The following is a 22239-nucleotide window of genomic DNA, read 5'->3' as shown; positions in this document are numbered from 1 at the left end:
GACTGACGGTTGGTTATGACACTTCTTCTCGAGCTGGCTCACGGCTTGCCCTGGCTCTACTTCTCGCTGGTTTTTCTCTTTTCTCTGATGATCGGCAGCTTCCTCAACGTAGTGATCCACCGCCTGCCCATCATGCTGGAGCGGGAGTGGCAGGCCGAGTATCGCAGCTACTTCGCCCCCGATGAGGAGGCCACTGCGCCAGCGCGCTACAACCTGATGGTGCCGCGCTCCGCCTGCCCCCACTGTGGCCACGCCATTACCGCCATCGAGAACATTCCGCTGCTGAGCTGGCTCTGGCTCAAGGGGCGTTGCCGCGACTGTCAGGCGCCCATCTCGGCACGCTATCCGCTGGTGGAATTGCTGACCGCCCTGCTGTCGCTGGCGGTCGCCATGGTGATCGCGCCGGGCTGGGGCACGCTGGCTGCCCTGCTGCTCACCTGGGTGCTGATCGCCCTCACCTTTATCGATCTCGACAAGATGTTGCTGCCCGACCAGCTCACCCTGCCCCTGCTGTGGGGCGGGCTGCTGTTCAATCTGGCAGAGGGATTCGTGCCGCTGGCTGATGCCGTGATTGGTACCATGGCGGGCTATCTGGTGCTCTGGAGCCTCTATTGGGCGTTCAAGCTGCTCACCGGCAAGGAGGGGATGGGTTATGGCGACTTCAAGCTGCTGGCGGCCCTGGGCGCCTGGCTCGGCTGGCAGGCGCTGCCCATTATTCTGCTGCTCTCCTCCTTGGTCGGCGCCGTGATCGGCATCAGCCTGATCGCCTTGCACAAACACCATCAGGGCAAGCCTATCCCCTTCGGCCCCTATCTGGCCATCGCGGGCTGGATTGCCCTGCTATGGGGCGATACCATCACCCGCTGGTATCTCTCGACCCTGCTTTGAGCAAGAGGCCCCCATGTATGTAGTTGCTATCACCGGTGGTATCGGCAGCGGCAAGACCACCATCGCCAATCAGTTTGCCGCGCTGGGAATCGAAGTCGTGGATGCCGATGTCATTGCCCGCGAAGTGGTCGAGCCGGGTACCCCGGCCCTGGCCGCCATCGCCGACCATTTTGGTGCCGATGTGATCGATCCGAGCGGACAGCTCGATCGTCGCGCCCTGCGCGAGCGGGTCTTTAGCGATCCGCAGGCCAAGACCTGGCTCAATGCCCTGCTTCACCCGCTCATTCGCAGCGAGATGCAACGCCAGTGTGCCGCGGCCCGCTCACCTTACTGCCTGCTGGTGGTGCCACTGCTGGTGGAGAACAAACTCACCAACCTGGCCCATCGGGTGCTGGTGATCGATGTGGACGAAGCGACCCAGATTGAGCGTACCTGCCGTCGGGATGGGGTATCGGCCGAGCAGGCCAAGGCCATCATCGCCGCCCAGGCGAGCAGATCGGATCGGCTCGCCGCAGCGGATGATCTCATCGAAAATCACCATGGCAGCGACATGGCGATAAAAACGCGAATTTTGGCACTGCACGAGACATATCTGGCATTTGCCTCTCAACAAGCCCGCCAAGTGTGAGTACACTAGGCCGGTTTATGGCTCGCCAGGATTAGGCATGATTTACGATTTTCCCCTCAATGAAAAAAGCCGGACCTACCTGCGTCTGGAGTCCCTGTTTTCCCAAATTCGCGACAATCTGGAGAGCGAGCACTCCTGGGCCCACATCGCCTTCTTCAAGGGGCTGTTCGATCTGCAGGAGTTGCTGGAGCGTGGTGACCTGCGCGCCGATCTCATCAAGGATCTGGAGCGTCTCGGCCAGCGCCTGAGCCACTGGGCCAGCCTGCCCGACGTCGATCTGGAGCAGATCAAACAGATGCAGCAAGTGAGCAGCCAGCTCTCCCGCAACCTGCTCAACGCGCCACGCCCGGGTGCCCGCCTGAAAGAGGATCGTCTGCTCGGCTCCATCCGCCAGCGCTTCTCCATCCCCGGTGGTCTGTGTGCCTTCGATGTACCGCAGTTGCACCACTGGCTCGGCACCCCGGCCATCGCCCGTCACCAACAGATGCAGGGCTGGCTGAGCGACATCACCCTGCTGATGAACGCCATCACCCTGTTGTTGCGTCTGTGGCGCGAAGCAAGCAGCTTCAGTGAGCAGGTTGCCAGCAACGGTTTCTTCCAGGACACCGCCGAGAGCGCCGAGCTTATTCGCATCAAGCTGCCGGGCAATCTCTTCTGCTACCCGACCCTGAGTGGCCACAAGAACCGCTTTGCCCTGCGCTTTCTGCCTACCGGCGAACAGCCGATTGGCGATGTGCCGTTCCAGCTCGCCTGCTGCTAAGGAGTGCTTATGGTCACCAAGGTAAAGTGTCCGACCTGCCAGAGCGACGTGGAGTGGGGCCCACAGAGTCCGTTTCGCCCCTTCTGCAGCAAGCGCTGCCAGCTGATCGATCTCGGCGAGTGGGCCGATGAAGAGAAGCGGATCCCCGGGGAGATCAACCCGGATCTGCTGCCGGAGCCGGAAGAGGGCGATCAGTGGCTATAAGCCCCTGGTCACTCACCTCTGTAAAATGAAAAAAGGGCCGCTGGGCCCTTTTTTCACGCTTGTTGATGGCCACCGGCTCACGCCAGCCGCGCCTGTAGCCGCGCCACAATCGGGCCGTTGGCATCGGGGAAGTGGTAGTTATGCAGCTCGGCCACCGGCACCCACAGACACTCCTGCCCCTCTTTTCCGAACGGCTCGCCGCTGAAACGGGTCACCTTCCAGATATCCAGCAATACCTGCTTCTCGGGGTAGTCGTGCTGCAGCTCCATAAAGGGGGCACAATCCAATACCCGGATGCCGATCTCTTCCCACAGCTCCCGATCCAGTGCGGTGAGCAGATCCTCACCCGCCTCTACCTTGCCACCGGGAAACTCCCAGCGATCCCCCTGATGGCGATCGGAGGAGCGTCTGGCGATGAAGATATCGCCCTGTTCATTCTCGATGACGCCAACCGCCACCCAGATCCGCTTTTTCTGTTCCATTTCATGCCCCCTTGTTCGCTAGTGGCCAGCAATAACAAGGCGGGCACTTGGCCCGCCTGTTGTGACATAGCGTCGATCAGGTCAACTGACCGTGGCAATGCTTGTATTTCTTGCCGGAGCCGCACGGGCAGGGATCGTTGCGGCCGATCTTCTGCTCGTCGCGCACGAAGGTGGTGTGACCCTCTGCACCTGCACCCTCTTCATCCGCCAGCTGGCTCTCGGCGGCGGCGTGGGTGTAAGTACGGGGAGCGGCTTCAGCCTGCTGGCGCTGCTGCGCTTCCATCGCCTCCACATCGCGCTCCTGCACCTGAACGCGGCTCAGAATGCTGACCACGTCGCGCTTGAGGGTTTCCAGCATCTGGGTGAACAGATCGAAGGATTCGCGCTTGTACTCCTGCTTGGGGTTCTTCTGGGCGTAACCGCGCAGATGGATGCCCTGACGCAGGTGATCCATGGCCGCCAGATGCTCTTTCCACAGACCATCCAGGGTTTGCAGCATCACCGCCTTCTCGAAGTTGCGCAGCACATCGATGCCGACCAGCTCCTCCTTGTGGGCATAGAGCTTGGTGGCTTCGGTCAGAATGCGCTCGCGCAGCTTCTCTTCATACAGCTTGTCATCTTCCGCCAGCCACTGTTGCAGCGGCAGATCCAGCGCGAAGTCCGCCTTCAGGCGTGTTTCCAGACCCGGCACGTCCCACATCTCTTCCAGAGACTGGGGCGGAATGTACTCGTCGAGCACCGTGCCGTAGACGTCATCACGGATGACATGGATGGTCTCGGAGATGTCGTTGGTATCCAGCAGCTCGTTACGCTGCTCATACACCACCTTGCGCTGGTCGTTGGCCACGTCATCAAACTCCAGCAAGCTCTTGCGGATGTCGAAGTTGCGACCTTCCACCTTGCGCTGGGCGTTTTCGATTGCCTTGGTGACCCAGGGGTGTTCGATGGCCTCGCCCTCTTCCATGCCCAGCTTCTTCATCATGCCGGTCACGCGATCGGAGGCGAAGATCCGCATCAGGGTGTCTTCCATGGAGAGGTAGAAACGGGAGGAGCCCGGGTCACCCTGACGACCGGAACGGCCGCGCAGCTGGTTGTCGATTCGACGGGATTCGTGACGTTCGGTACCGATAATGTGCAGACCACCGGCGGCCAGCACTTCATCGTGACGCACCTGCCAGGCGGCCTTGATCTCACGGATCTGTTCGTCGGTCGGGTTCTCCAGCAGGGCGATCTCCGCCTGCCAGTTGCCACCCAGTACGATGTCGGTACCACGACCGGCCATGTTGGTGGCAATGGTGACAGCGCCAGTCTGACCTGCCTGGGCAACGATCTCCGCTTCCATGGCGTGGAACTTGGCGTTCAGCACCTTGTGCGGGATCTTCTCTTTGTTGAGGATGCCGGAGAGCAGCTCGGAGTTCTCGATGGAGACGGTACCCACCAGTACCGGCTGGCCACGGGAAACGCAACCGCGAATATCCTCGACGATGGCGGCATATTTTTCATTGGCGGTCAGGTAGACCAGATCGCCCATGTCCTTGCGCACCATCGGCTGGTTGGTCGGGATAACCACGGTATCCAGGCCATAAATCTGCTGGAATTCAAAGGCTTCGGTATCCGCAGTACCTGTCATGCCCGCCAGCTTGTTGTAGAGACGGAAGTAGTTCTGGAAGGTGATGGAAGCGAGCGTCTGGTTCTCGTTCTGGATCTTCACCCCCTCCTTCGCTTCAACGGCCTGATGCAGACCATCGGACCAGCGACGACCCGGCATGGTACGGCCGGTATGCTCGTCGACGATGACGATTTCGTCTTTCTGCACGATGTAGTCCACGTTGCGCTCGAACAGGGTGTGAGCACGCAGACCGGCATTGACGTGGTGCAGCAGACTGATATTGGAGGCAGAGAACAAGGAGTCGTTCTCGTCCAGCAACCCCTCTTTTTTGAGCAGCTCTTCCACGAAGATCTGGCCGTTTTCGGTCAGCAGCGCCTGACGGTTCTTCTCGTCCACCGTGTAATGACCGTCGCCGGTGTACTCTTCGGTGTCTTCCTTGTCCTGCTTGACCAGCAACGGGATCAACTTGTTGATCTGGGTATACATGGCGGAGCTGTCTTCGGCAGGGCCCGAGATGATCAACGGGGTACGGGCTTCATCGATAAGTACCGAGTCCACCTCATCCACCAGCGCGTAGTTAAGCGGACGCTGGACGCGCTGCTCCGGTGAGAACGCCATGTTGTCGCGCAGGTAGTCAAAACCAAATTCGTTGTTGGTACCGTAGGTGATGTCGGCAGCGTAGGCATCACGCTTCTGGGACGCATCCATGCCTGGCACGTTGCAATCGACAGTCATGCCGAGGAAGGTAAATAGCGGACGGTTCGCCTCCGCATCACGCTTGGCCAGATAGTCGTTCACCGTGACCACGTGCACACCATGGCCACTCAGGGCGTTCAGGTAAGCTGGCAGGGTTGCGGTCAGGGTTTTACCTTCACCTGTCTTCATTTCTGCGATGCGATTGGAGTTCAGCACCATGCCGCCGATCAGCTGCACGTCGAAATGACGCATGCCGAACACCCGCTTGGAGGCTTCACGCACGGTCGCGAACGCTTCCGGCAGCAGTTGCTCCAGGGTCTCGCCCTGCTCGATACGCTGACGGTATTCGGCCGTCTTGGCCTGCAGCTCGGCATCGGACAGCGCCTCAAACTGTGGCTCCATGGCATTGATCTGTTTTACAATTTTGCGCAAAGCCTTGAGCGTTCTGTCGTTCCGGCTGCCGATAATCTTGGTGAGCAGTGTGCTAATCATGGGTACCAACTATTTCTGGTTATAAAAGCGTTCCGTCACTGGAACCTGAAGAAAAAAACCTAACCCCGGCTGGCACTGAGAAAGCGTGCGGGGTTGACCTGACGACCGTCTTTCAACACTTCGTAATGCAGATGGACCCCGGTCGCGCGACCGGTGCGTCCCATCAAGGCAATCTTCTGACCTTGATCGACCAGAGTGCCCACCTCGACCAGCAACTTGGCGTTGTGGGCATAGCGGGTGACCAGGCCATTGCCGTGATTAATCTCCACCATGTTGCCAAATTCCGGATGGCGGCCCGCCCAGCTGACGATGCCTGGCCCGGTGGCCAGAATCGGGGTGCCGGGTTTGCCACGGAAATCGACCCCTTTGTGCATCTTGGCACGCCCGTTGAACGGATCGACCCGTCCGCCAAACCCGGACGAGACCCAAACTCGCTCCTGCTTGACTGGCGTACCGGAAATAAAACCGGCATCGGTGATATGGTGATTCATGATGAAAGATTCAAGTACCGACAGCTGCTCCTCGCGGCTGCTGAGCCGCTGGCTGAGGTGTTTCATCGAGGCTTGCAGCTCGCTGAGGCTCACTTCCAGATCTTCATCGTAAGAGGGGCCGCCCATGGGGGGCAGCTCTTTGAAATTGAACTCGTCGGGATCGAGATCGGCCTGTTCGGTCAGCCGCTCACCGAGGGCATTGAGACGACCCAGCTGTCCCTGCATGGTGCCCACCTGGGCAGCCAGCATGGCCAGTTGTTCGCGCGCTTCCTCGCCGTTCTGGTCAACGGAACGCTGTTCGGCCATGGCCAGCGCCACTTCCAGCGCCTCCATTTTTTGCTGCCAGCTCTGCCAGAGCCAGCCGCCACCAAGGGCCAACAGGGAGAAAACTATACCGCCGACCCAGGCCAGACGTTGCTTGGGTAAGTGCAACCTGCGTCGCTGCTTGCCGTGGAGGATCAGGGTAATGCTCATAGAAATCAGTCTGCTCGGTCAGGTGCGGCCATCGGCCTGCACAGGAAATAAAACCGGGAGATAATCGGTATTAAAGGATGGAGTAAACAAATGACGGAACGTCGGTGCGGAGAGAGGACCGACGTTCCGTTGCACAGCTATCAGGCCAGAACCAGACCGTTGTCGTAGTAAGCGATAGGCGCTTTGTCGCCCTCACCCTCGAAGGTCACCAGTTCCCAAGCCTCCTGCTCGGCCAGCAGGGCACGCAGCAGCTTGTTGTTCAGGGCATGCCCGGTCTTGTAGGCTCGGAATTCACCGATGATGCTGCGATTGCACATGTACAGATCACCGATCGCGTCCAGCATCTTGTGCTTGACGAACTCGTCCTCGTAACGCAGACCATCTTCGTTCAGTACACGATAGTCATCCAGCACCACGGCGTTTTCCAGGCTTCCGCCCAGCGCCAGATTCTGGGAGCGCAGGTACTCGATATCGCGCATGAACCCGAAGGTACGGGCACGGCTGATCTCTTTCACGAAAGAGGCGCCGGAGAAGTCCAGCACGCAACGCTGATTGCGCCCTTCAAAGACCGGATGCTGGAAATCGATCTCGAGATCCATCTTGAAGCCGTTGCGATAGGGGTGGAATTCCGCCCACTTGTCGCCGTCTTCAACCCGGATGCTCTTCTTGATCCGCACAAACTGCTTGGCCGCATTTTGCTCACGGATCCCGACTTCCTGCAGCAGGTAGATAAAGGGGTGCGCACTGCCGTCCATCACCGGGATCTCGGGCGCGTCAACCTCGACGTAGAGGTTGTCGATCCCGATCCCGGCCAACGCGGCAGAGAGGTGCTCAATGGTAGAGACACGGACACCGGCTTCGTTGACCAGAGCGGTACAGAGCAGGGTATCACGCACCTGATCGGCATTGGCTGGCAGCTCCACCACAGGATTCAAATCGGTACGCAAGTAAACGATCCCTGTGTTAACAGGTGCCGGACGGAACTTCATAGTGACTTTCCGACCCGAATGCAGGCCGACGCCAGTCGCCTGTACACTCGTTTTCAAGGTTCTTTGTCTAATCATGGGTGTACCCTAAACAGCTTAAAATCCGGACCAGATGGTCGTTGGCAGACCATCTTAGCACATTCCTTAAGCAACAGACAAACAAGCCTCATGAGAGGCTTAGTCTGCCTGCTTGCGCAGAAACGCCGGAATATCCAGATAATCCGGTTCACGACGAGCTTGCGGCTCGGCATTGACCACCTTGGCCGGGGCTTCATCCATCACGCGGCCTTGCATCATGTCGCTGACCAGCGGCTGGCGTACCGGGCGCTCTTGCACCTGGCTGCTCTTGACTAGCGTGATGTCCGGCTTGCGCTCGGCACCGATACCGGTCGCAACCACGGTCACACGCAATTCATCCTGCATTTCCGGATCGATGACGGTACCCACTACCACGGTGGCGTTCTCGGAAGCGAAGGCCTTGACCGCGTTACCGACGGTTTCAAACTCTTCGATGGTCATGTCCATGCCGGCAGTGATATTGACCAGGATGCCGCGGGCACCGGCCAGATCCACGTCTTCCAGCAGCGGGCTGGAGATGGCTTTCTCGGCCGCTTCTTCGGCGCGGTCATCACCGGAGGCAGAACCGGTACCCATCATGGCGGTCCCCATCTCGCGCATGACGGTACGCACGTCCGCGAAGTCGACGTTGATCAAGCCCGGACGGGTGATCAGCTCGGCAATCCCCTGTACCGCACCCAGCAGCACATCGTTGGCAGCCTTGAAGGCGTCCAGCAGGGAGATACCGCGACCCAGCACCTTCAGCAACTTGTCGTTGGGGATGGTGATCAGGGAGTCGACGTTTTTGGAGAGCTCTTCGATACCGTGGGCGGCGAAGCCCATCCGCTTCTTCCCTTCAAAGGAGAACGGCTTGGTGACGACGGCAACGGTCAGGATGCCCATCTCGCGGGCCACTTCGGCCACGATCGGCGCAGCGCCGGTACCGGTACCACCGCCCATGCCAGCGGCGATGAACACCATGTCGGAGCCGGTCAGCAGCTCGCGCAGCGCTTCGCGATCCTCCATGGCCGCGTCACGACCCACTTCCGGATTGGCGCCGGCCCCCAGCCCCTTGGTGATGCCACCGCCGATCTGCAGGGTGGTGTTGGCACTGGAGTTGCGCAGTGCCTGGGCGTCGGTGTTCACCGTGATGAACTCGACACCTTCGATGTTTTGACGAACCATGTGTTCGACAGCGTTGCCGCCGCCGCCACCTACACCAATCACTTTAATGACGGCTTCGTCAGTATGGCTATCCATAAATTCAAACATGTTGTCTCTCCGCTTTATTTGCCTGACTCAGCAAAATTCTTAAAACTCGCCACGCAGCCAGTTGCTGACCCGTTTAACCAGGCCACCGACGCTTGCCTTGGCGGCATATTCTTTGTTGCTACCTGTTGCCTGATGTGTTCGACCATACTGCAGCAATCCAACCGCAGTCGAGTACACCGGCGCCTGCACATAATCACTCAAGCCACGAATATTCATGGGCTCCCCTACCCGGACCTGGCTCTGGAAGATCTGCTCTGCACACTCCACTATGCCTTCGATCTGGGCAGCGCCGCCGGTCAAAACCACACCGGCGGCCAGCTGATGCTTGACCCCCTGCGCTTTCAATTCGCTTTGTACCCGCACCAGCTCATCATTCACCATGGAGAGCAACTCGGTGTAACGGGGCTCGATCACTTCAGCCAGTGTCTGCCGTTGCAGGCTGCGCGCCGGGCGACCACCGACACTGGGCACTTCAATATTGTCTTCCTTGCTGACCAGACGACCGAGGGCACAGCCGTAGCGCACCTTGATCGCTTCTGCATCCAGCGGCGGTGTGCCGAAGGCATAGGCGATGTCGCTGGTAACAGTGCTGCCGGCATACGGGATCACCTTGGTGTGGCGCAGGGCGCCGCCGGTAAACAGCGACATGTCCATGGTGCCACCACCGATGTCGACCACGCAGACACCCAGCTCTTTCTCGTCTTCGGTCAACACCGCATAGCTGGAGGCCAGCGCGGAGAAGATCAGTTGATCCACCCGCAAACCGACCTTCTCCACACATTTCTCAATGTTGCGGGCCATGTCGTTGTGGCAGGTGATGAGGTGCACCTTGGCCGCCATCCTCACACCTGAGAGACCGACCGGATTTTTTATCCCCTCCTGATAGTCGATGGCAAACTCCTGAGGCAGAACGTGCAACACGCGCAGCTCGTCCGAGAGGCGAACCGACTTGGCGGTATGGATCACGTTGTCCACATCCTCCTGGGTCACCTCCTCATCGGAGATGGGCACCATGCCGGTCTCGTTGCGGCAGTCGATATGCTTGCCCGACAGCCCAAGATAAACCGAGCTGATCTGGCAATCAGCCATCATCTCGGCCTCTTCCACCGCACGGCGTAGTGACTTGACCACGGAGTCGAGGTCATTGACCCCGCCCTTCTCCATCCCGCGGGAGGCGTGACTGCCCATACCGATGACATTCAGCTCACCGTCCGGCAATACTTCCCCGACCAGAACCGCCACCTTGGTTGTGCCGATATCCAGTCCGACAATCAAATTCCTATCTGCGGTGTTGGTCATGCACTTTCTCTTCGCTCTTCTTCCAGCCAACTGCCACACCGGTATCGTATCGAAGATCCACATACGCAACCTGCGAACGGGGTTCGATAACCGGGAAGGCATCGATAAACCGCTGCAACCTGAGCGCTATGTCGTTGCGCCCCAGAAACAGCTTGATATTGCCATCCAGGGTCAGCTCCCAGGCATGGCGGGGAGTCAGATTCACTCCCAGCAATTTGTATCCTTTGGCAACCAGTTGCGACTCGTACTGCCGACTCTCTTGCAACACACGGGCAGCCTGATCATCGGGTCCTGACAGCTGCATCAGCGGGGTTTTAACCCGATCCGGCGCGCTGAACACCTTGCCTCTGGTGTTGACGAAGCGGTTGCCGTTCCAGCGTGCCGCCACATCCTGTTCCGTGAGGTAAACCTTGATCTTGTTCGGCCACTTCTTGCGTACCGATACCGAGGCTACCCAAGGCAAGGCATTGAGCCTTGCCTGCAATTCGTTGACATCCAACTCGAAGAAGTTGCGTAATTCGGCGCCATCCAGCACCGCCAATCGCAGCTCCTCTGTCTGCAAATACTGATGTTGCCCCTGCAGCAACAACTCGCTCATGGGCAACCGATTGGCATCCGTCAGCCAATCTTTAACATCCAGCGCCGTCCGGTAGCAGCCCCATATCACCAGCAGGAAAAACATCACTCCTGCGATGAAGCCACCCTTGGTGCGCCCCTGTGCCCTTGCCTCCACCCACTCGATCCCCGTGTCACGCGCTAAACCGGCCTTTTGACAGACCGGTTCGCCATTATATAGGCCCCGGCTTGGCGGTCAAAATACTCATTGGGCCCTCAGGCGCCAGATTTCATGCTATCTATGCACAATTTCATCTCTCCGAGACGACGGGCCAGCGCGCCGACGTTCCCGGCGCCTTGAGTCAGCACCAGATCACCCTCACCGATCAGATCGGCCAGCACGGCTGGCACGTCATCTGGTGTAGCGACGAAGATGGGTTCCAGGTTGCCGCGCGAGCGAATGGAGCGGCACAGTGCCCGACCATCGGCCCCCGGGATCGGCTCCTCGCCCGCAGCATAAACCTCCAGCATCACCAGCACATCTACCTTGGAGAGCACATCGGCGAAGTCCTCGTAGAGGTCGCGGGTACGGGTATAGCGGTGTGGCTGAAACACCATCACCAGACGCTTCTCTGGCCAACCGGCACGCGCGGCGTTGATGGTGACCTTCACCTCGCTCGGGTGGTGGCCATAGTCATCCACCAGCATCGCCTTGCCACGACCGGTTTCGAACTCGCCATACTGCTGGAAGCGACGCCCCACCCCTTCGAATTTGGCCAGCGCACGGATGATGGCTTCATCACTGACACCGTCCTCTGTCGCGACAGCTATCGCCGCGGCAGCGTTCAATGCGTTGTGAATACCCGGTAAATTGAGGGTCACCTGCAGCTCGCCCGCCTCTTTGCGGCGTACCCGGAAGCAGCTGTGATTGGTGGTCTGGACAAAATCCAGCACCTGCACATCCGCGTCGTCAGCAAGGCCATAGGTCAGGGTCGGGCGGGCAATCTCGGGCAACAAACCACGCACGACAGGATCATCGACGCAGACCACCGCCAGCCCGTAGAAGGGCAGGTTATGGAGGAATTCGATGAAGGTGGCCTTCAGCTTGGAGAAATCACCGCCGTAGGTATCCATATGATCCGCTTCGATATTGGTCACGATAGAGACCATCGGCTGCAGATGCAGGAAAGAGGCGTCGCTCTCGTCCGCCTCGGCAATCAGATAGCGGCTGCTGCCCAGGCGAGCATTGGTGCCAGCACTATTGAGCAGGCCGCCGATGACGAAGGTCGGATCGCGGTCGGCTTCGGCATAGATGCTCGCCACCAGGCTGGTGGTGGTGGTCTTGCCGTGGGTACCGGCAATGGCAATGCCGTGACGGAAACGCATCAGCTCGGCCAGCATCTCGGCACGGCGCACTACGGGGATGCGCAGCTCGCGGGCTGCCAGCAACTCGGGGTTATCCTGCTTGATCGCGGTAGAGACCACCACCACGCTGGCACCATTGACATGCTCGGCACTGTGACCGACGAAAATATGGGCACCCAGCCCGGTCAACCGTTCGGTCACCCCATTGCGAGCCAGATCAGAGCCCGTTACCTGATACCCTTCGTTGGCAAGCACTTCGGCGATCCCGCCCATACCGGCACCACCGATGCCAATAAAGTGGATGCGACGCACGCGGCGCATTTCGGGGATCACAGTACGCAGTTTTGCCAGTTCAACCTTGGTCATAATCGTCTCTTTAGTCTGTCGCTCGTCACCTGCCATCAGTTGGCCCAGCATTCAGCGGCATCAATCTACAAATGGTTAATGGGGCACCATCTATTCTGTGCACCCGGATCCTTGTTACTGGCCACGCCCGCTGGCGAGCCGCTTGCACTCATCGGCAACCCGCTCGGCCGCATCGGTAATGGCGACGCGACGAGCGGCCTGAGCCATGTTAAACAGTGTCTCTCTGCGGCCAGCCAGCCAGGTCAGACGCGCCGCCAGTGACGTTGTATTCAGCTCGGACTGGGGCAGGAATTCGGCCGCACCGCCGTCGACCAGCGTCAGGGCGTTACGGGTCTGATGATCATCCACCGCATGGGGCAGCGGCACGAAAATGGCGGCCAACCCAGCGGCGGCCACCTCGGATACCGTCAGGGCTCCCGCCCGGCAGACGACCAGATCGGCCCAGGCGTAAGCGCCGGCCATATCCTTGATAAATTCACTCACCTCGGCATTGATGCCGTGCTGGGCATAGGCAGCAGACACTACCTCGGCATTGCCCTGGCCACACTGATGACGCACCTCGATAGGCACACCCGCCGTCGCCACCGCAGCGGGCACCTGCTCGTTGAGCACCCGAGCCCCCAGGCTGCCACCGACGATCAGCAGATGCAGCGGCTCTGCTCCGCTGCGAAGCTGCGGATCCGGCAGGGCGACCACTTCGGGGCGCACCGGATTGCCCACCACAGCGGTGCGATGGCTCGGCGCGAAGGCGCCCGGAAATGCCATCAGCACCCGCTTGGCAATTCTGGCCAGCAACTTGTTGGTCATGCCGGCAGCGGCATTCTGCTCATGGAGCAATAAGGGAATGCCGGAAAGCCAGGCTGCCACCCCCCCCGGACCGGAGGCAAAGCCCCCCATACCGAGTACCACGTCAGGGCGAATGGTCTTGAGCACACGACGCGCCTGCAGGATCGATTTGACGATGCGATAGGGCGCCACCAGCAGTCGCTTGATGCCGTTGCCACGCACCCCCTGAATATCGATAAAGGAGATGGGATAACCGTGAGCAGGCACCAGCTCCGCCTCCATCCGGTCCGCCGTCCCCAGCCAGTGGACATGCCAGCCCTGCTCCTTCAGTCGATCGGCCACGGCCAAACCGGGGAAGACATGCCCCCCGGTACCACCTGCCATCACCAACAGCGTCTTGCTCACTAAACCTCCCGCACCCGCGCCTGGGCAGTCGCCTGACGCAACTCAAAATCGATTCGAACCAACATGCTCACTGCCACCGCCATGATGATGAGACTGGAGCCACCATAACTGACCAGCGGCAGAGTCAACCCCTTGGTCGGCATCATGCCGCTGGCTGCGCCAACGTTGACGAAAGTCTGGAAACTGAACCAGATGCCGATACCGATAGCCAGATAACCGTCATAGAGACGCTCGGCCACCAGAGCGCGATGACCCAGCTTGAGTGCCTTGATCGACAGCGCAAAAATCAGGAACAGGGCACCCAGTACCCCGACATAGCCCAGCTCTTCACCGAGGATCGCAAACACGAAGTCGGTGTGCGCCTCTGGCAGGTACTCCATCTTCTGAATGGAGTTGCCAAGCCCTTCGCCAAACCAGCTGCCACGGCCAAACGCCATCAGCGACTGGGTCAGCTGGTAGCCACTGCCGAACGGATCGGCCCAGGGATCCATAAAGGAGGTTACCCGTCGCATCCGATAAGGCTCGACGATGATCAGCATCACCACAGAGCCCAGACCCGCACCAATCAGGGTCAGAAACTGCCCCAGGCGGGCACCGGCCAGAAACAGCATGCCGAACGAGGTGACGAACATCACCACGGTGGAGCCCAGGTCAGGCTGCAACAGCAGCAAGACGGCCAGCACACCGAACACCGCCAGCGGCTTGAGGAAGCCGATCCAGGCTTCGCGCACCTCGCTCTGGCGCCGTACCAGATAACCGGCCAGATAGACGAACAGCGCCAGCTTGCCAAACTCGGCAGGCTGCAGGTTGAAGGGACCTAGCGGCAACCAGCGCACCGCACCGTTGACGTTGCGCCCCACCAGCAGTACCAGCACCAGCATCACAATGGCCAGCAGCAGCATGGGGCCGTTGTACTGTTGCCAGCGCGCCATCGGCACCTGCAACACAAACCAGGAGATACCGAGCGCCATCACCAGAAACAGCCCGTGACGCTTCACAAACATGAAGGGGTCATCCCCCAGCGCGATCCCCTCGGGGATCGACGCCGAGGCTACGATCACCACCCCGACCGCCATCAGCGACAGGGCCAACAGCACCAGCTGCCGATCGTAAAGACCGGCGGGGCGCGCCGGTAACAACCAGCGTTGGAACAGTCCGGCAGCCGAGCGCAGGGTGTTCATAGCGCCATCACCATCTCGGTGAAGCGATCGCCACGCACCTCGAACGACTTGAACTGATCGAGGCTGGCACAGGCAGGCGCCAGCAACACCCAGTCACCGGGTCTGGCATCGGCTGCCGCCCTGGCAACAGCAGCGGCCAGATCGGCCACCCGCTCGGTCTGCTCGCCAAGTGCCATCAGCACCTCGGCATCCTGACCGAAGCAGTACATGTGATCGATCTGGTTGCCCAGCAGCGCCTGGATTGGACCAAAATCCTGCCCCTTGCCTTGACCACCGGCCAGCAGCAACAGGCGCCCCTTGACCGACTCACACACCCCGGCAACGGCAGCCAGCGTGGCTCCCACGTTGGTGGCTTTGGAGTCGTTGATCCAGCGTACCCCGTTCACTTCACGCACGAAACGGGCACGATGGGGCAAGCCCTCGAAACGACGCAGTACGGTAAGCTGAGCCGCACGAGGAATGCCGACCGCATCGCACAGCGCCATGGCCGCAAGGGCGTTGGCCTGATTGTGGGAGCCGACGATCTTCATCTCGTCCACCGCCAGCAGCGGTTCGCCGTGCAGCGTCAACCAGTAGCGACCATCCAGCAGGCAGCGGCCATAGCCATTGCTGTCGAGGCCAAAGCTCTGCCACACCTGACCCACATCGGGCAAAGTCTGGGCATCGTCGCGATTGACCAGAATGTGTTTGGAGTGCTGATGGATCTCCATCTTGGCGGCGCGATAGTCGGCCATGCCCTGATAGCGATCCATGTGATCTTCGGAGAGGTTCAGCACCACGGAGGCGGCAGCACGCAAACTGTGAGTAGTTTCCAGCTGGAAGCTGGAGAGCTCCAGCACGCAGAGATCCATCGGCTGCTTGAGCAACGCCAGCGCAGGCGTGCCAATGTTGCCACCGACACCGACCTTGAGCCCGGCCTCGGCAATCATTTCGCCCACCAGGGTAGTGACGGTGCTCTTGCCGTTGGAGCCGGTGATGGCGATGACCGGCGTCTCGGTCTCGCGGACGAACAACTCGATGTCGCCGACGATCTGCACGCCACACTCGGCAGCCGCTTTCAGTTCGGGGGTCGCCAGCGCGATACCCGGGCTCGCGACAATCATGTGCGCCTGCTTGAGCAGCGCCTCGTCGAGCCCGTGGATCAGCTCAACTTCCGGCGGCAGTTGATCCTTGCCGGGCGGGTTGGCACGGGTATCCATCACCAGTGGCGTCACGCCACGGCCGAGGAAGTAATCGACACAGGAGAGCCCGGTTTTGCCCAATCCGATGATGATGACCATGGCCTTACCTCACCTTCAGGGTGGCAAGACCCAGCAGCACCAGCACGAGGGTGATGATCCAGAAACGCACGATGACGCGCGGCTCCGGCCAGCCCTTCTTCTCGTAGTGGTGATGGATCGGCGCCATGCGGAAGATCCGCACGCCGCGCAGCTTGTAAGAGCCCACCTGCAGGATCACCGAGACGGTCTCCATCACGAAGACCCCCCCCATGATCACCAGCAGAAACTCCTGGCGCACCAGCACGGCGATGGTGCCGAGCGCGCCGCCCAGCGCCAGGGAACCGACGTCCCCCATAAAGACCTGGGCCGGATAGGTGTTGAACCAGAGAAAGCCCAGACCCGCCCCGACGATGGCGGTACAGACGATCACCAGCTCGGAGGTATAAGGCACATAGGGGATATGCAGGTAGCTGGCGAAATTGACGTTGCCGGTGGCCCAGGCGATGAAGGCGAAACCCCCTGCCACCATCACGGTCGGCATGATGGCCAGACCATCCAGACCATCGGTCAGGTTGACCGCATTGGAGGTACCGACGATGACAAAGTAGGTCAGCACGATAAACATCAGACCGAGCTGCGGCATCACATCCTTGAGGAAGGGCACCACCAGCTGGGTCTGGCCATCATGGGTGGCTGTGGCGTAGAGGAACACGGCCACACCCAGCGCAACCGCAGACTGCCAGAAGTACTTCCAGCGGGCGATCAGGCCGTCGGTATTCTTGCGCACCACCTTGAGGTAGTCGTCGGCAAAGCCGATGGCGCCGTAGGCACCCAGCACGAACAGCACCAGCCAGACATAAGGGTTGTCGAGACGGCACCAGAGCAGCACAGAGATGAAGATGGCCGCGATGATCATCAGGCCGCCCATGGTCGGGGTGCCACGCTTGCTGAGGTGCGATTCGGGACCGTCGTTGCGGATCACCTGACCGAATTTCAGGATCTGCAGGCGGCGGATCAGCCGCGGCCCCATCCAGAGGGCAACCCCCAGTCCGGTGATGATCGACAGGATGGCGCGAAACGTCAGATAGGAGAAGACGTTGAAGAAGGTGAAGTGCGGGGTGAGCAGTTCAGCCAGCCAGACTAGCATGGAGCAGACTCCTGACGGTCTTTGACCATCTCGACGATATCTTCCATGCGGGAGCCACGGGCACCCTTGACCAGAATCGACACTTCCTGATGTGTATTTATCATTTGCGCAAGCACTTCAAACAACGATGCCTTGTTATCGAAATGTCGGCCAGCCGCGGCATCTGCGGTATGACGACTCTCTTCCCCCACTGTCAGCACGGCATCCAGACCGCACTCGCGAGCATGACAACCTACCCGGGCGTGTTGCTCGGCAGACTCGTCACCCAGTTCCCGCATATCACCGAACACCAGCACCTTGAAGCCGCCCATGGCGGTCAGGGCATCGATGCCCGCCAGCACGGATTCCACACTGGCATTGTAGGTATCATCCACCAGAGTCAGACCACCCCAGCGCTGCACGCAGAAGCGTCCCTTGACCGGTGCCATCTGCTCCAGCCCCACCTTGACGGAGTCGAGGGATGCGCCAAGGGCCAGACAGCCCGCGGCAGCAGCCAACGCATTGGCCACGTTGTGGCGACCCGGGATCGCCAGAGTCAGGCTCAGCTCGCCCTGCGGGGTCACCATCACGAACTCGGCGCAGCCTCGCTCATTGAGCACAACGTTGCGCGCGTGGAACGGCTGGCTCTGATCTTCGATGGAGAAGGCGCACTGAATGCCGCGTTCCCGCCACTTCGGCCAGAATTCGTTGTCGGCGTTGACGATGGCGGTGCCGCCTTCGCTCAAGCCCTCAAAGATTTCGCTCTTGGCGTGGAACACCCCTTCCAGCGAGCCGAAGCCCTCCAGATGGGCCGCAGCCACGTTGTTGATAATGGCGGCATCGGGTTTGGCCAGTGAAGTAGTCCAGGCGATTTCGCCCGGATGGTTGGCCCCCAGCTCCATCACCGCAAACCGGTGTTGCGGTTCGAGGCGCAGCAGGGTGAGCGGCACGCCCACTTCGTTGTTGAAGTTGCCAGCGGTGGCCAGCACTTCCCCTTCGTTGCGCAGGATGGCGGTTGCCATCTCCTTCACCGTGGTCTTGCCGCAGCTGCCGGTAATGGCCAGCACTTTCGGGTTGATCCGCTCGCGCACCAGTTTGCCGAGGCGGCCCAGCCCCTTGAGGCTGTCGGCTACCACCAGTTGGGGAATGGCCAGCGGCAGCTCACGCTCGACCAGCAGGGCAGAGGCCCCTGCCTGAACGGCCTGCTCGCAAAAATCGTGGGCATCGAAGCGCTCGCCGCGCAGGGCAACGAACAAGGCACCCGCGCCCAGAGTGCGGGTGTCGGTACTGACGACGGTGATCTCACCGTCGTCACCAATCAGACGGGCATCGAGTACCTGCGCCAGCTCGGCAAGCCTGAGGGTCATCATTTGAATGACTCCAATAATGTGTGCAAGGCGGCCGCGACGGTTTCCCGGTCGCTGTAGTGCCGCTTGTCGGTTCCAATGATCTGATAATCCTCATGGCCCTTACCGGCCACCAGGATGATGTCCTGTTTGCTCGCCTGACCGATGGCCAGCGCAATCGCCTTGACCCGGTCGTGCTCCACCTGCACCGCAGCAGGATCGCGAAGACCCGCCACCATGTCGGCCATGATCCGGGCCGGCTCCTCGGTACGGGGATTGTCGTCGGTCAGGATCACGCGATCCGCATAGTGCTCGGCCATGGCGGCCATCATGGGGCGTTTGCCGCGATCGCGGTCGCCACCACAACCGACCAGGCACCAGAGCTGGCCGGTGCAATGCACCCGCAGGGCCTGCAATGCCTTCTCCAGTGCATCCGGGGTGTGGGCGTAATCGACCACCGCCAGCGGCGTATCGCCACCACCAAAACACTCCATGCGGCCGGTCACCGGCTGCAATTGAGGCGCTGTCGCCAGCAGCTCGTTGAAGTCGTAACCGAGCACCAGCATCACACCCATCGCGGCCAGCACATTGCTGACGTTGAAGCGCCCGAGCAAGGGGGCGGATAATACACCATTCCCCCAGCTGGAGTTAATCTGCGCGCGAAAACCTTGCTGGTGAAAATCGAGCTGCTGCGCCGTTAATTGACGACCAGAATGGTGTTCAATCGGGCCATCCACACTGAAGGCCACCGCTGCCGGGTATTTTTCGACCCACTTGGCACCCAACTCGTCATCACGGTTGATCACCGCATTCGACTCATCGACCAGCTGCAGCAACTGCTCTTTGGCCGCGCCATAGGCTTCCATGGTGCCGTGATAATCGAGGTGATCCCGGCTCAGATTGGTGAATACGGCGGTGGCAAACGGCAGAGCCGCGACACGGTGCTGCACCAGACCATGGCTGGAGACTTCCATCGCCACCAGATCCGCCCCCTGCTCTTGCAGCGCAGCCAGATTGGCTTGCACCTGCACGGCGCTGCCGGTGGTGTTTTCCGCTTCGATCAGATTGCCAAACAGGCCGTTGCCGATGGTGCCCATCACCCCGGCCTTGCCACCCAGCAGGGTGCGCCAGTTGGCGACCAGCAGTGCCGTGGTGCTCTTGCCGTTGGTGCCGGTGATCCCCACCAGTGCGAGTTTGCTGGCTGGCTGATCGTAGAAATAGCCGGAAAGCGCAGAGAGGTGAGCGGGTAGATCCCGCATCCCGATACAGGGAACCGGGGTCGATGGCGCAACAAATTCACCATCCTCCTCAAACACAACAGCGGTCGCTCCCTGAGCCACCGCCTGTTCGATGAAGCGTCTGCCATCCACCTGATGACCACGAATAGCCACAAAGAGCGAGCCGGGGCCGACCCGCCGACTATCCAGCTGGATATCGGTCAGGGGGAGCGCCGGCGCCGTAATGCCGAAGGGGCGCAGTAATACATCAAGTGCGCGGGACAATGGAAGCCTCCGTACGGGCAAGTTTGGTGGGCACCGCAGGGGGTACCGCATCGGGACGAATATTGAATAGCTGCAGCACCCCGCCCATGGCCTCGGCAAACGGTGGCGTCGCCACGGCGCCGCCATAATAGGCCTTGCCTTTTGGTTCGTTGATCACTACCACCATGACGAAACGGGGATCGCTGGCCGGGGCAAAACCGGCAAACCAGGCCATGTAATCCTTGCCATAGCCACCGGCGACGGCGACCTTGGCAGTACCACTCTTGCCACCGACCCGATAGCCCGGGATCTTGGCTTTTGGAATGGCGTTGTCGACCACATACTCCAGTGCCTGCAACATGGCAGAGGCGTTGTTGTGGTCAATCACCTGCTCACCCTTGGGCGGCGCAGTCACCTTGACGATGGAGAGCGGCACCCGCTTGCCCTTGTTGGCCAGGGTGGCATAGGCGGAGGCCAGCTGCAGCGGGGTCACCCGCAGACCATAACCGAACGAGAGGGTTGCCCGCTCGATATCGGACCAGCGGCGACGCTGGGGCAGCATGCCGCTGCTCTCACCCATCAGCCCGCTGCCGGTATCCATGCCGAAACCGAACATGCTGAGGGTGTTGATCATCTCCTGCGCCGGCATCCGCAGTGCGATGCGCGACATGCCGATATTGGAGGAGTAACGCAGTATGTCGTAGAGATTGGTCGCCTTGTGGATGCTGACGTCCTTGATCTGCTTGGCGCCGATAAAGAGTGGTCCACCCGGGATAAAGTCTTTCCAGCTGGTGACACCCGCCTGCAAACCGCTCAACAGGATCAGCGGCTTGACGGTAGAACCCGGCTCGTAGGTATCGGTCACCACCCGGTTGCGCACCCGGAAACTCTGGTACTGGCCACGGTTGTTCGGGTTATAGGAGGGGGTATTGACCATGGCGAGCACTTCGCCGGTCTTGATGTCCAGCATCACCATGGAGCCGGAGGTCGCCTTGTTCTCGTCGGTGGCCCGCTTGAGCGCACGGTAAGCCAGCGCCTGTACCCGCTGATCGATGCTGAGCTGCAGATCGTTGGCGTTCTTGCCCTCCTTGACGATGCCAAGACGCTCAATCACCCGCCCCTGGCGATCCTTGCGCACCCGCATCTCGCCCGGCGTCGCCGTCAGCCACTCGTTGTAGCTGCGCTCAATCCCTTCGATCCCGCTGCCATCTATGTTGGTCACCCCAACCAGATGGGCACTAATCTCGCCGGTCGGATAGAAGCGGCGCGCCTCGGGGCGCAGATAGATGCCCCCAAGCTTGAGTCCCTTGATATATTCCGCCACAGCGGGAGTCACCTGACGCTGCAGATAGACGAAGCGCTTGTTGGGGTTGGCGATGCGGTGCTTGAGGGTATTGATGTCAATTTTGAGGACAGCAGAAAGCGCCATCCAGGCCCGCTCATTGTGGATAGCGCCGGACTCGTGCACCGTCTTGGGATCGGCCCATACCGCCTCGACCGGCACCGACACCGCCAGCTGCTCACCATTGCGGTCGGTGATCATGCCGCGCACCGCCTGGGTGGAGGTGGTACGCAGGGAGCGCATGTCCCCCTCCTGACGCAAACGATCCGGGTTGATCACCTGGATCCAGGCCAGACGCAGGATCAGACCCACAAACGCGATGCCGATAAACACCGCAAGCGTGCGAAAGCGCCACGGATAGATCGATGGCGCTTTGACGGTCGCTTTGGCAGATTTGGCTGTAGCCTTGCGTTTCATGGTTGGGTAATTACCTTCTCGGTGGTCACCAGCGGACGACCCATCTGCAACTTGTCCATGGCCAGTGTGGCGACCCGGGAGTGCTCCGCCAGCGTACCCTGCTCCAGCAAAAGGTGGCGCCATTCGATATTGAGGCGATCCTCTTCCGCCATCAGGTCATTCTGTTTGGCGGTGAGACCACGGGTCATGTTGGTTACCAGGATCACGGCAAACGCGGTCACCAGCACGGCAACCGACAGAAAAATCTGCAGCTTGTGCCGCCAGAGATCCGCCGCGATCTCCTTTGCCAGGTGGACACGTACCTCGCTCAT

General features: G+C 60.4%; 20 protein-coding genes. 4 read left to right on the top strand and 16 right to left on the bottom strand.

Annotated features, from left to right (window positions below; genetic code table 11):
• Window positions 1-15 precede the first annotated feature (15 nt).
• From BN1125_RS11450 to yacG, 4 genes are read left to right on the top strand one after another with little or no spacing between them, the layout of a single operon-like run.
• Window positions 16-888, top strand: coding sequence for a prepilin peptidase (locus tag BN1125_RS11450; protein ID WP_042012421.1), 873 nt, complete (start codon window positions 16-18; stop codon window positions 886-888).
• A gap of 13 nt (window positions 889-901) precedes the next feature.
• The gene (coaE, locus tag BN1125_RS11445; RefSeq protein ID WP_042012420.1) at window positions 902-1516 is read left to right on the top strand and encodes a dephospho-CoA kinase; all 615 of its coding nucleotides are present in this window, start codon (window positions 902-904) and stop codon (window positions 1514-1516) included.
• A 37-nt stretch (window positions 1517-1553) separates the two neighbouring features.
• Window positions 1554-2276 (top strand): cell division protein ZapD, encoded by a 723-nt coding sequence (zapD, locus tag BN1125_RS11440; protein ID WP_042012419.1) that lies wholly within the window; start codon window positions 1554-1556, stop codon window positions 2274-2276.
• A 9-nt stretch (window positions 2277-2285) separates the two neighbouring features.
• Window positions 2286-2480 carry a DNA gyrase inhibitor YacG gene (yacG, locus tag BN1125_RS11435; RefSeq protein WP_042012418.1) on the top strand — a complete coding sequence of 65 codons (195 nt, stop codon included), beginning with the start codon at window positions 2286-2288 and terminating at the stop codon, window positions 2478-2480.
• A gap of 77 nt (window positions 2481-2557) precedes the next feature.
• Here yacG and mutT read toward each other — a convergent pair whose 3' ends face one another.
• The 16 genes from mutT to ftsL form a co-directional block, all read right to left on the bottom strand.
• On the bottom strand, window positions 2558-2962 hold the full coding sequence (gene mutT, locus BN1125_RS11430) for an 8-oxo-dGTP diphosphatase MutT (RefSeq protein WP_042012417.1): 405 nt from the start codon (window positions 2960-2962) through the stop codon (window positions 2558-2560).
• A gap of 76 nt (window positions 2963-3038) precedes the next feature.
• Window positions 3039-5759 (bottom strand): preprotein translocase subunit SecA, encoded by a 2721-nt coding sequence (secA, locus tag BN1125_RS11425; RefSeq protein ID WP_042012416.1) that lies wholly within the window; start codon window positions 5757-5759, stop codon window positions 3039-3041.
• A 59-nt stretch (window positions 5760-5818) separates the two neighbouring features.
• A complete protein-coding gene (locus BN1125_RS11420; protein ID WP_042012415.1) occupies window positions 5819-6724 on the bottom strand; it encodes a peptidoglycan DD-metalloendopeptidase family protein in 906 nt (301 codons plus the stop codon).
• 140 nt (window positions 6725-6864) lie between these two features.
• Window positions 6865-7788 (bottom strand): UDP-3-O-acyl-N-acetylglucosamine deacetylase, encoded by a 924-nt coding sequence (lpxC, locus tag BN1125_RS11415; protein ID WP_042012414.1) that lies wholly within the window; start codon window positions 7786-7788, stop codon window positions 6865-6867.
• A gap of 99 nt (window positions 7789-7887) precedes the next feature.
• A complete protein-coding gene (gene ftsZ, locus BN1125_RS11410) occupies window positions 7888-9039 on the bottom strand; it encodes a cell division protein FtsZ (RefSeq protein ID WP_042012413.1) in 1152 nt (383 codons plus the stop codon).
• Between the two features lie 39 nt (window positions 9040-9078).
• The gene (gene ftsA / locus BN1125_RS11405; RefSeq protein WP_005336148.1) at window positions 9079-10338 is read right to left on the bottom strand and encodes a cell division protein FtsA; all 1260 of its coding nucleotides are present in this window, start codon (window positions 10336-10338) and stop codon (window positions 9079-9081) included.
• Window positions 10319-11071 (bottom strand): cell division protein FtsQ/DivIB, encoded by a 753-nt coding sequence (locus tag BN1125_RS11400; RefSeq protein ID WP_042012412.1) that lies wholly within the window; start codon window positions 11069-11071, stop codon window positions 10319-10321. Before BN1125_RS11400 ends, ftsA begins: the two co-directional genes overlap by 20 nt.
• A 98-nt stretch (window positions 11072-11169) precedes the next feature.
• Window positions 11170-12624, bottom strand: coding sequence for a UDP-N-acetylmuramate--L-alanine ligase (gene murC / locus BN1125_RS11395; protein ID WP_042012472.1), 1455 nt, complete (start codon window positions 12622-12624; stop codon window positions 11170-11172).
• A gap of 114 nt (window positions 12625-12738) precedes the next feature.
• Entirely contained in the window at window positions 12739-13815 is a 1077-nt protein-coding gene (gene murG / locus BN1125_RS11390) for an undecaprenyldiphospho-muramoylpentapeptide beta-N-acetylglucosaminyltransferase (protein ID WP_042012411.1), read from the bottom strand.
• Complete coding sequence (gene ftsW, locus BN1125_RS11385; protein WP_042012410.1) at window positions 13815-14996, bottom strand: cell division protein FtsW; 1182 nt, start codon at window positions 14994-14996, stop codon at window positions 13815-13817. The genes murG and ftsW overlap by 1 nt, the downstream gene beginning before the upstream one ends.
• Window positions 14993-16276: a UDP-N-acetylmuramoyl-L-alanine--D-glutamate ligase gene (gene murD, locus BN1125_RS11380; protein WP_042012409.1), complete on the bottom strand. Its 1284-nt coding sequence runs from the start codon at window positions 16274-16276 to the stop codon at window positions 14993-14995. Before murD ends, ftsW begins: the two co-directional genes overlap by 4 nt.
• Window positions 16277-16280: 4 nt before the next feature.
• The gene (gene mraY, locus BN1125_RS11375; protein WP_042012408.1) at window positions 16281-17363 is read right to left on the bottom strand and encodes a phospho-N-acetylmuramoyl-pentapeptide-transferase; all 1083 of its coding nucleotides are present in this window, start codon (window positions 17361-17363) and stop codon (window positions 16281-16283) included.
• Window positions 17357-18712 (bottom strand): UDP-N-acetylmuramoyl-tripeptide--D-alanyl-D-alanine ligase, encoded by a 1356-nt coding sequence (locus BN1125_RS11370; RefSeq protein WP_042012407.1) that lies wholly within the window; start codon window positions 18710-18712, stop codon window positions 17357-17359. The genes mraY and BN1125_RS11370 overlap by 7 nt, the downstream gene beginning before the upstream one ends.
• Complete coding sequence (murE, locus tag BN1125_RS11365; RefSeq protein WP_042012406.1) at window positions 18709-20241, bottom strand: UDP-N-acetylmuramoyl-L-alanyl-D-glutamate--2,6-diaminopimelate ligase; 1533 nt, start codon at window positions 20239-20241, stop codon at window positions 18709-18711. The genes BN1125_RS11370 and murE overlap by 4 nt, the downstream gene beginning before the upstream one ends.
• Window positions 20174-21928, bottom strand: a complete 1755-nt coding sequence (locus BN1125_RS11360) for a penicillin-binding transpeptidase domain-containing protein (RefSeq protein ID WP_042012405.1) — start codon at window positions 21926-21928, stop codon at window positions 20174-20176. The genes murE and BN1125_RS11360 overlap by 68 nt, the downstream gene beginning before the upstream one ends.
• A complete protein-coding gene (ftsL, locus tag BN1125_RS11355; RefSeq protein ID WP_042012404.1) occupies window positions 21925-22239 on the bottom strand; it encodes a cell division protein FtsL in 315 nt (104 codons plus the stop codon). Before ftsL ends, BN1125_RS11360 begins: the two co-directional genes overlap by 4 nt.

This window comes from Aeromonas fluvialis (genome assembly GCF_000819885.1).
Taxonomy (GTDB): Bacteria; Pseudomonadota; Gammaproteobacteria; order Enterobacterales; family Aeromonadaceae; genus Aeromonas; species Aeromonas fluvialis.
The sequence above is the reverse complement of the archived record's forward strand: the minus strand, read 5'-3'. Positions and strand labels throughout refer to the sequence as shown.

Bases quoted from the DNA above. Each gene is read 5' to 3' on its own strand.
- BN1125_RS11450 (WP_042012421.1), top strand. From the start codon at position 16: ATGACACTTCTTCTCGAGCTGGCTCACGGCTTGCCCTGGCTCTACTTC.
- coaE (WP_042012420.1), top strand. From the start codon at position 902: ATGTATGTAGTTGCTATCACCGGTGGTATCGGCAGCGGCAAGACCACC.
- zapD (WP_042012419.1), top strand. From the start codon at position 1,554: ATGATTTACGATTTTCCCCTCAATGAAAAAAGCCGGACCTACCTGCGT.
- yacG (WP_042012418.1), top strand. From the start codon at position 2,286: ATGGTCACCAAGGTAAAGTGTCCGACCTGCCAGAGCGACGTGGAGTGG.
- mutT (WP_042012417.1), bottom strand. From the start codon at position 2,962: ATGGAACAGAAAAAGCGGATCTGGGTGGCGGTTGGCGTCATCGAGAAT.
- secA (WP_042012416.1), bottom strand. From the start codon at position 5,759: ATGATTAGCACACTGCTCACCAAGATTATCGGCAGCCGGAACGACAGA.
- BN1125_RS11420 (WP_042012415.1), bottom strand. From the start codon at position 6,724: ATGAGCATTACCCTGATCCTCCACGGCAAGCAGCGACGCAGGTTGCAC.
- lpxC (WP_042012414.1), bottom strand. From the start codon at position 7,788: ATGATTAGACAAAGAACCTTGAAAACGAGTGTACAGGCGACTGGCGTC.
- ftsZ (WP_042012413.1), bottom strand. From the start codon at position 9,039: ATGTTTGAATTTATGGATAGCCATACTGACGAAGCCGTCATTAAAGTG.
- ftsA (WP_005336148.1), bottom strand. From the start codon at position 10,338: ATGACCAACACCGCAGATAGGAATTTGATTGTCGGACTGGATATCGGC.
- murC (WP_042012472.1), bottom strand. From the start codon at position 12,624: ATGACCAAGGTTGAACTGGCAAAACTGCGTACTGTGATCCCCGAAATG.
- ftsW (WP_042012410.1), bottom strand. From the start codon at position 14,996: ATGAACACCCTGCGCTCGGCTGCCGGACTGTTCCAACGCTGGTTGTTA.
- murD (WP_042012409.1), bottom strand. From the start codon at position 16,276: ATGGTCATCATCATCGGATTGGGCAAAACCGGGCTCTCCTGTGTCGAT.
- mraY (WP_042012408.1), bottom strand. From the start codon at position 17,363: ATGCTAGTCTGGCTGGCTGAACTGCTCACCCCGCACTTCACCTTCTTC.
- BN1125_RS11370 (WP_042012407.1), bottom strand. From the start codon at position 18,712: ATGATGACCCTCAGGCTTGCCGAGCTGGCGCAGGTACTCGATGCCCGT.
- murE (WP_042012406.1), bottom strand. From the start codon at position 20,241: ATGCGGTACCCCCTGCGGTGCCCACCAAACTTGCCCGTACGGAGGCTT.
- BN1125_RS11360 (WP_042012405.1), bottom strand. From the start codon at position 21,928: ATGAAACGCAAGGCTACAGCCAAATCTGCCAAAGCGACCGTCAAAGCG.
- ftsL (WP_042012404.1), bottom strand. From the start codon at position 22,239: ATGAGCGAGGTACGTGTCCACCTGGCAAAGGAGATCGCGGCGGATCTC.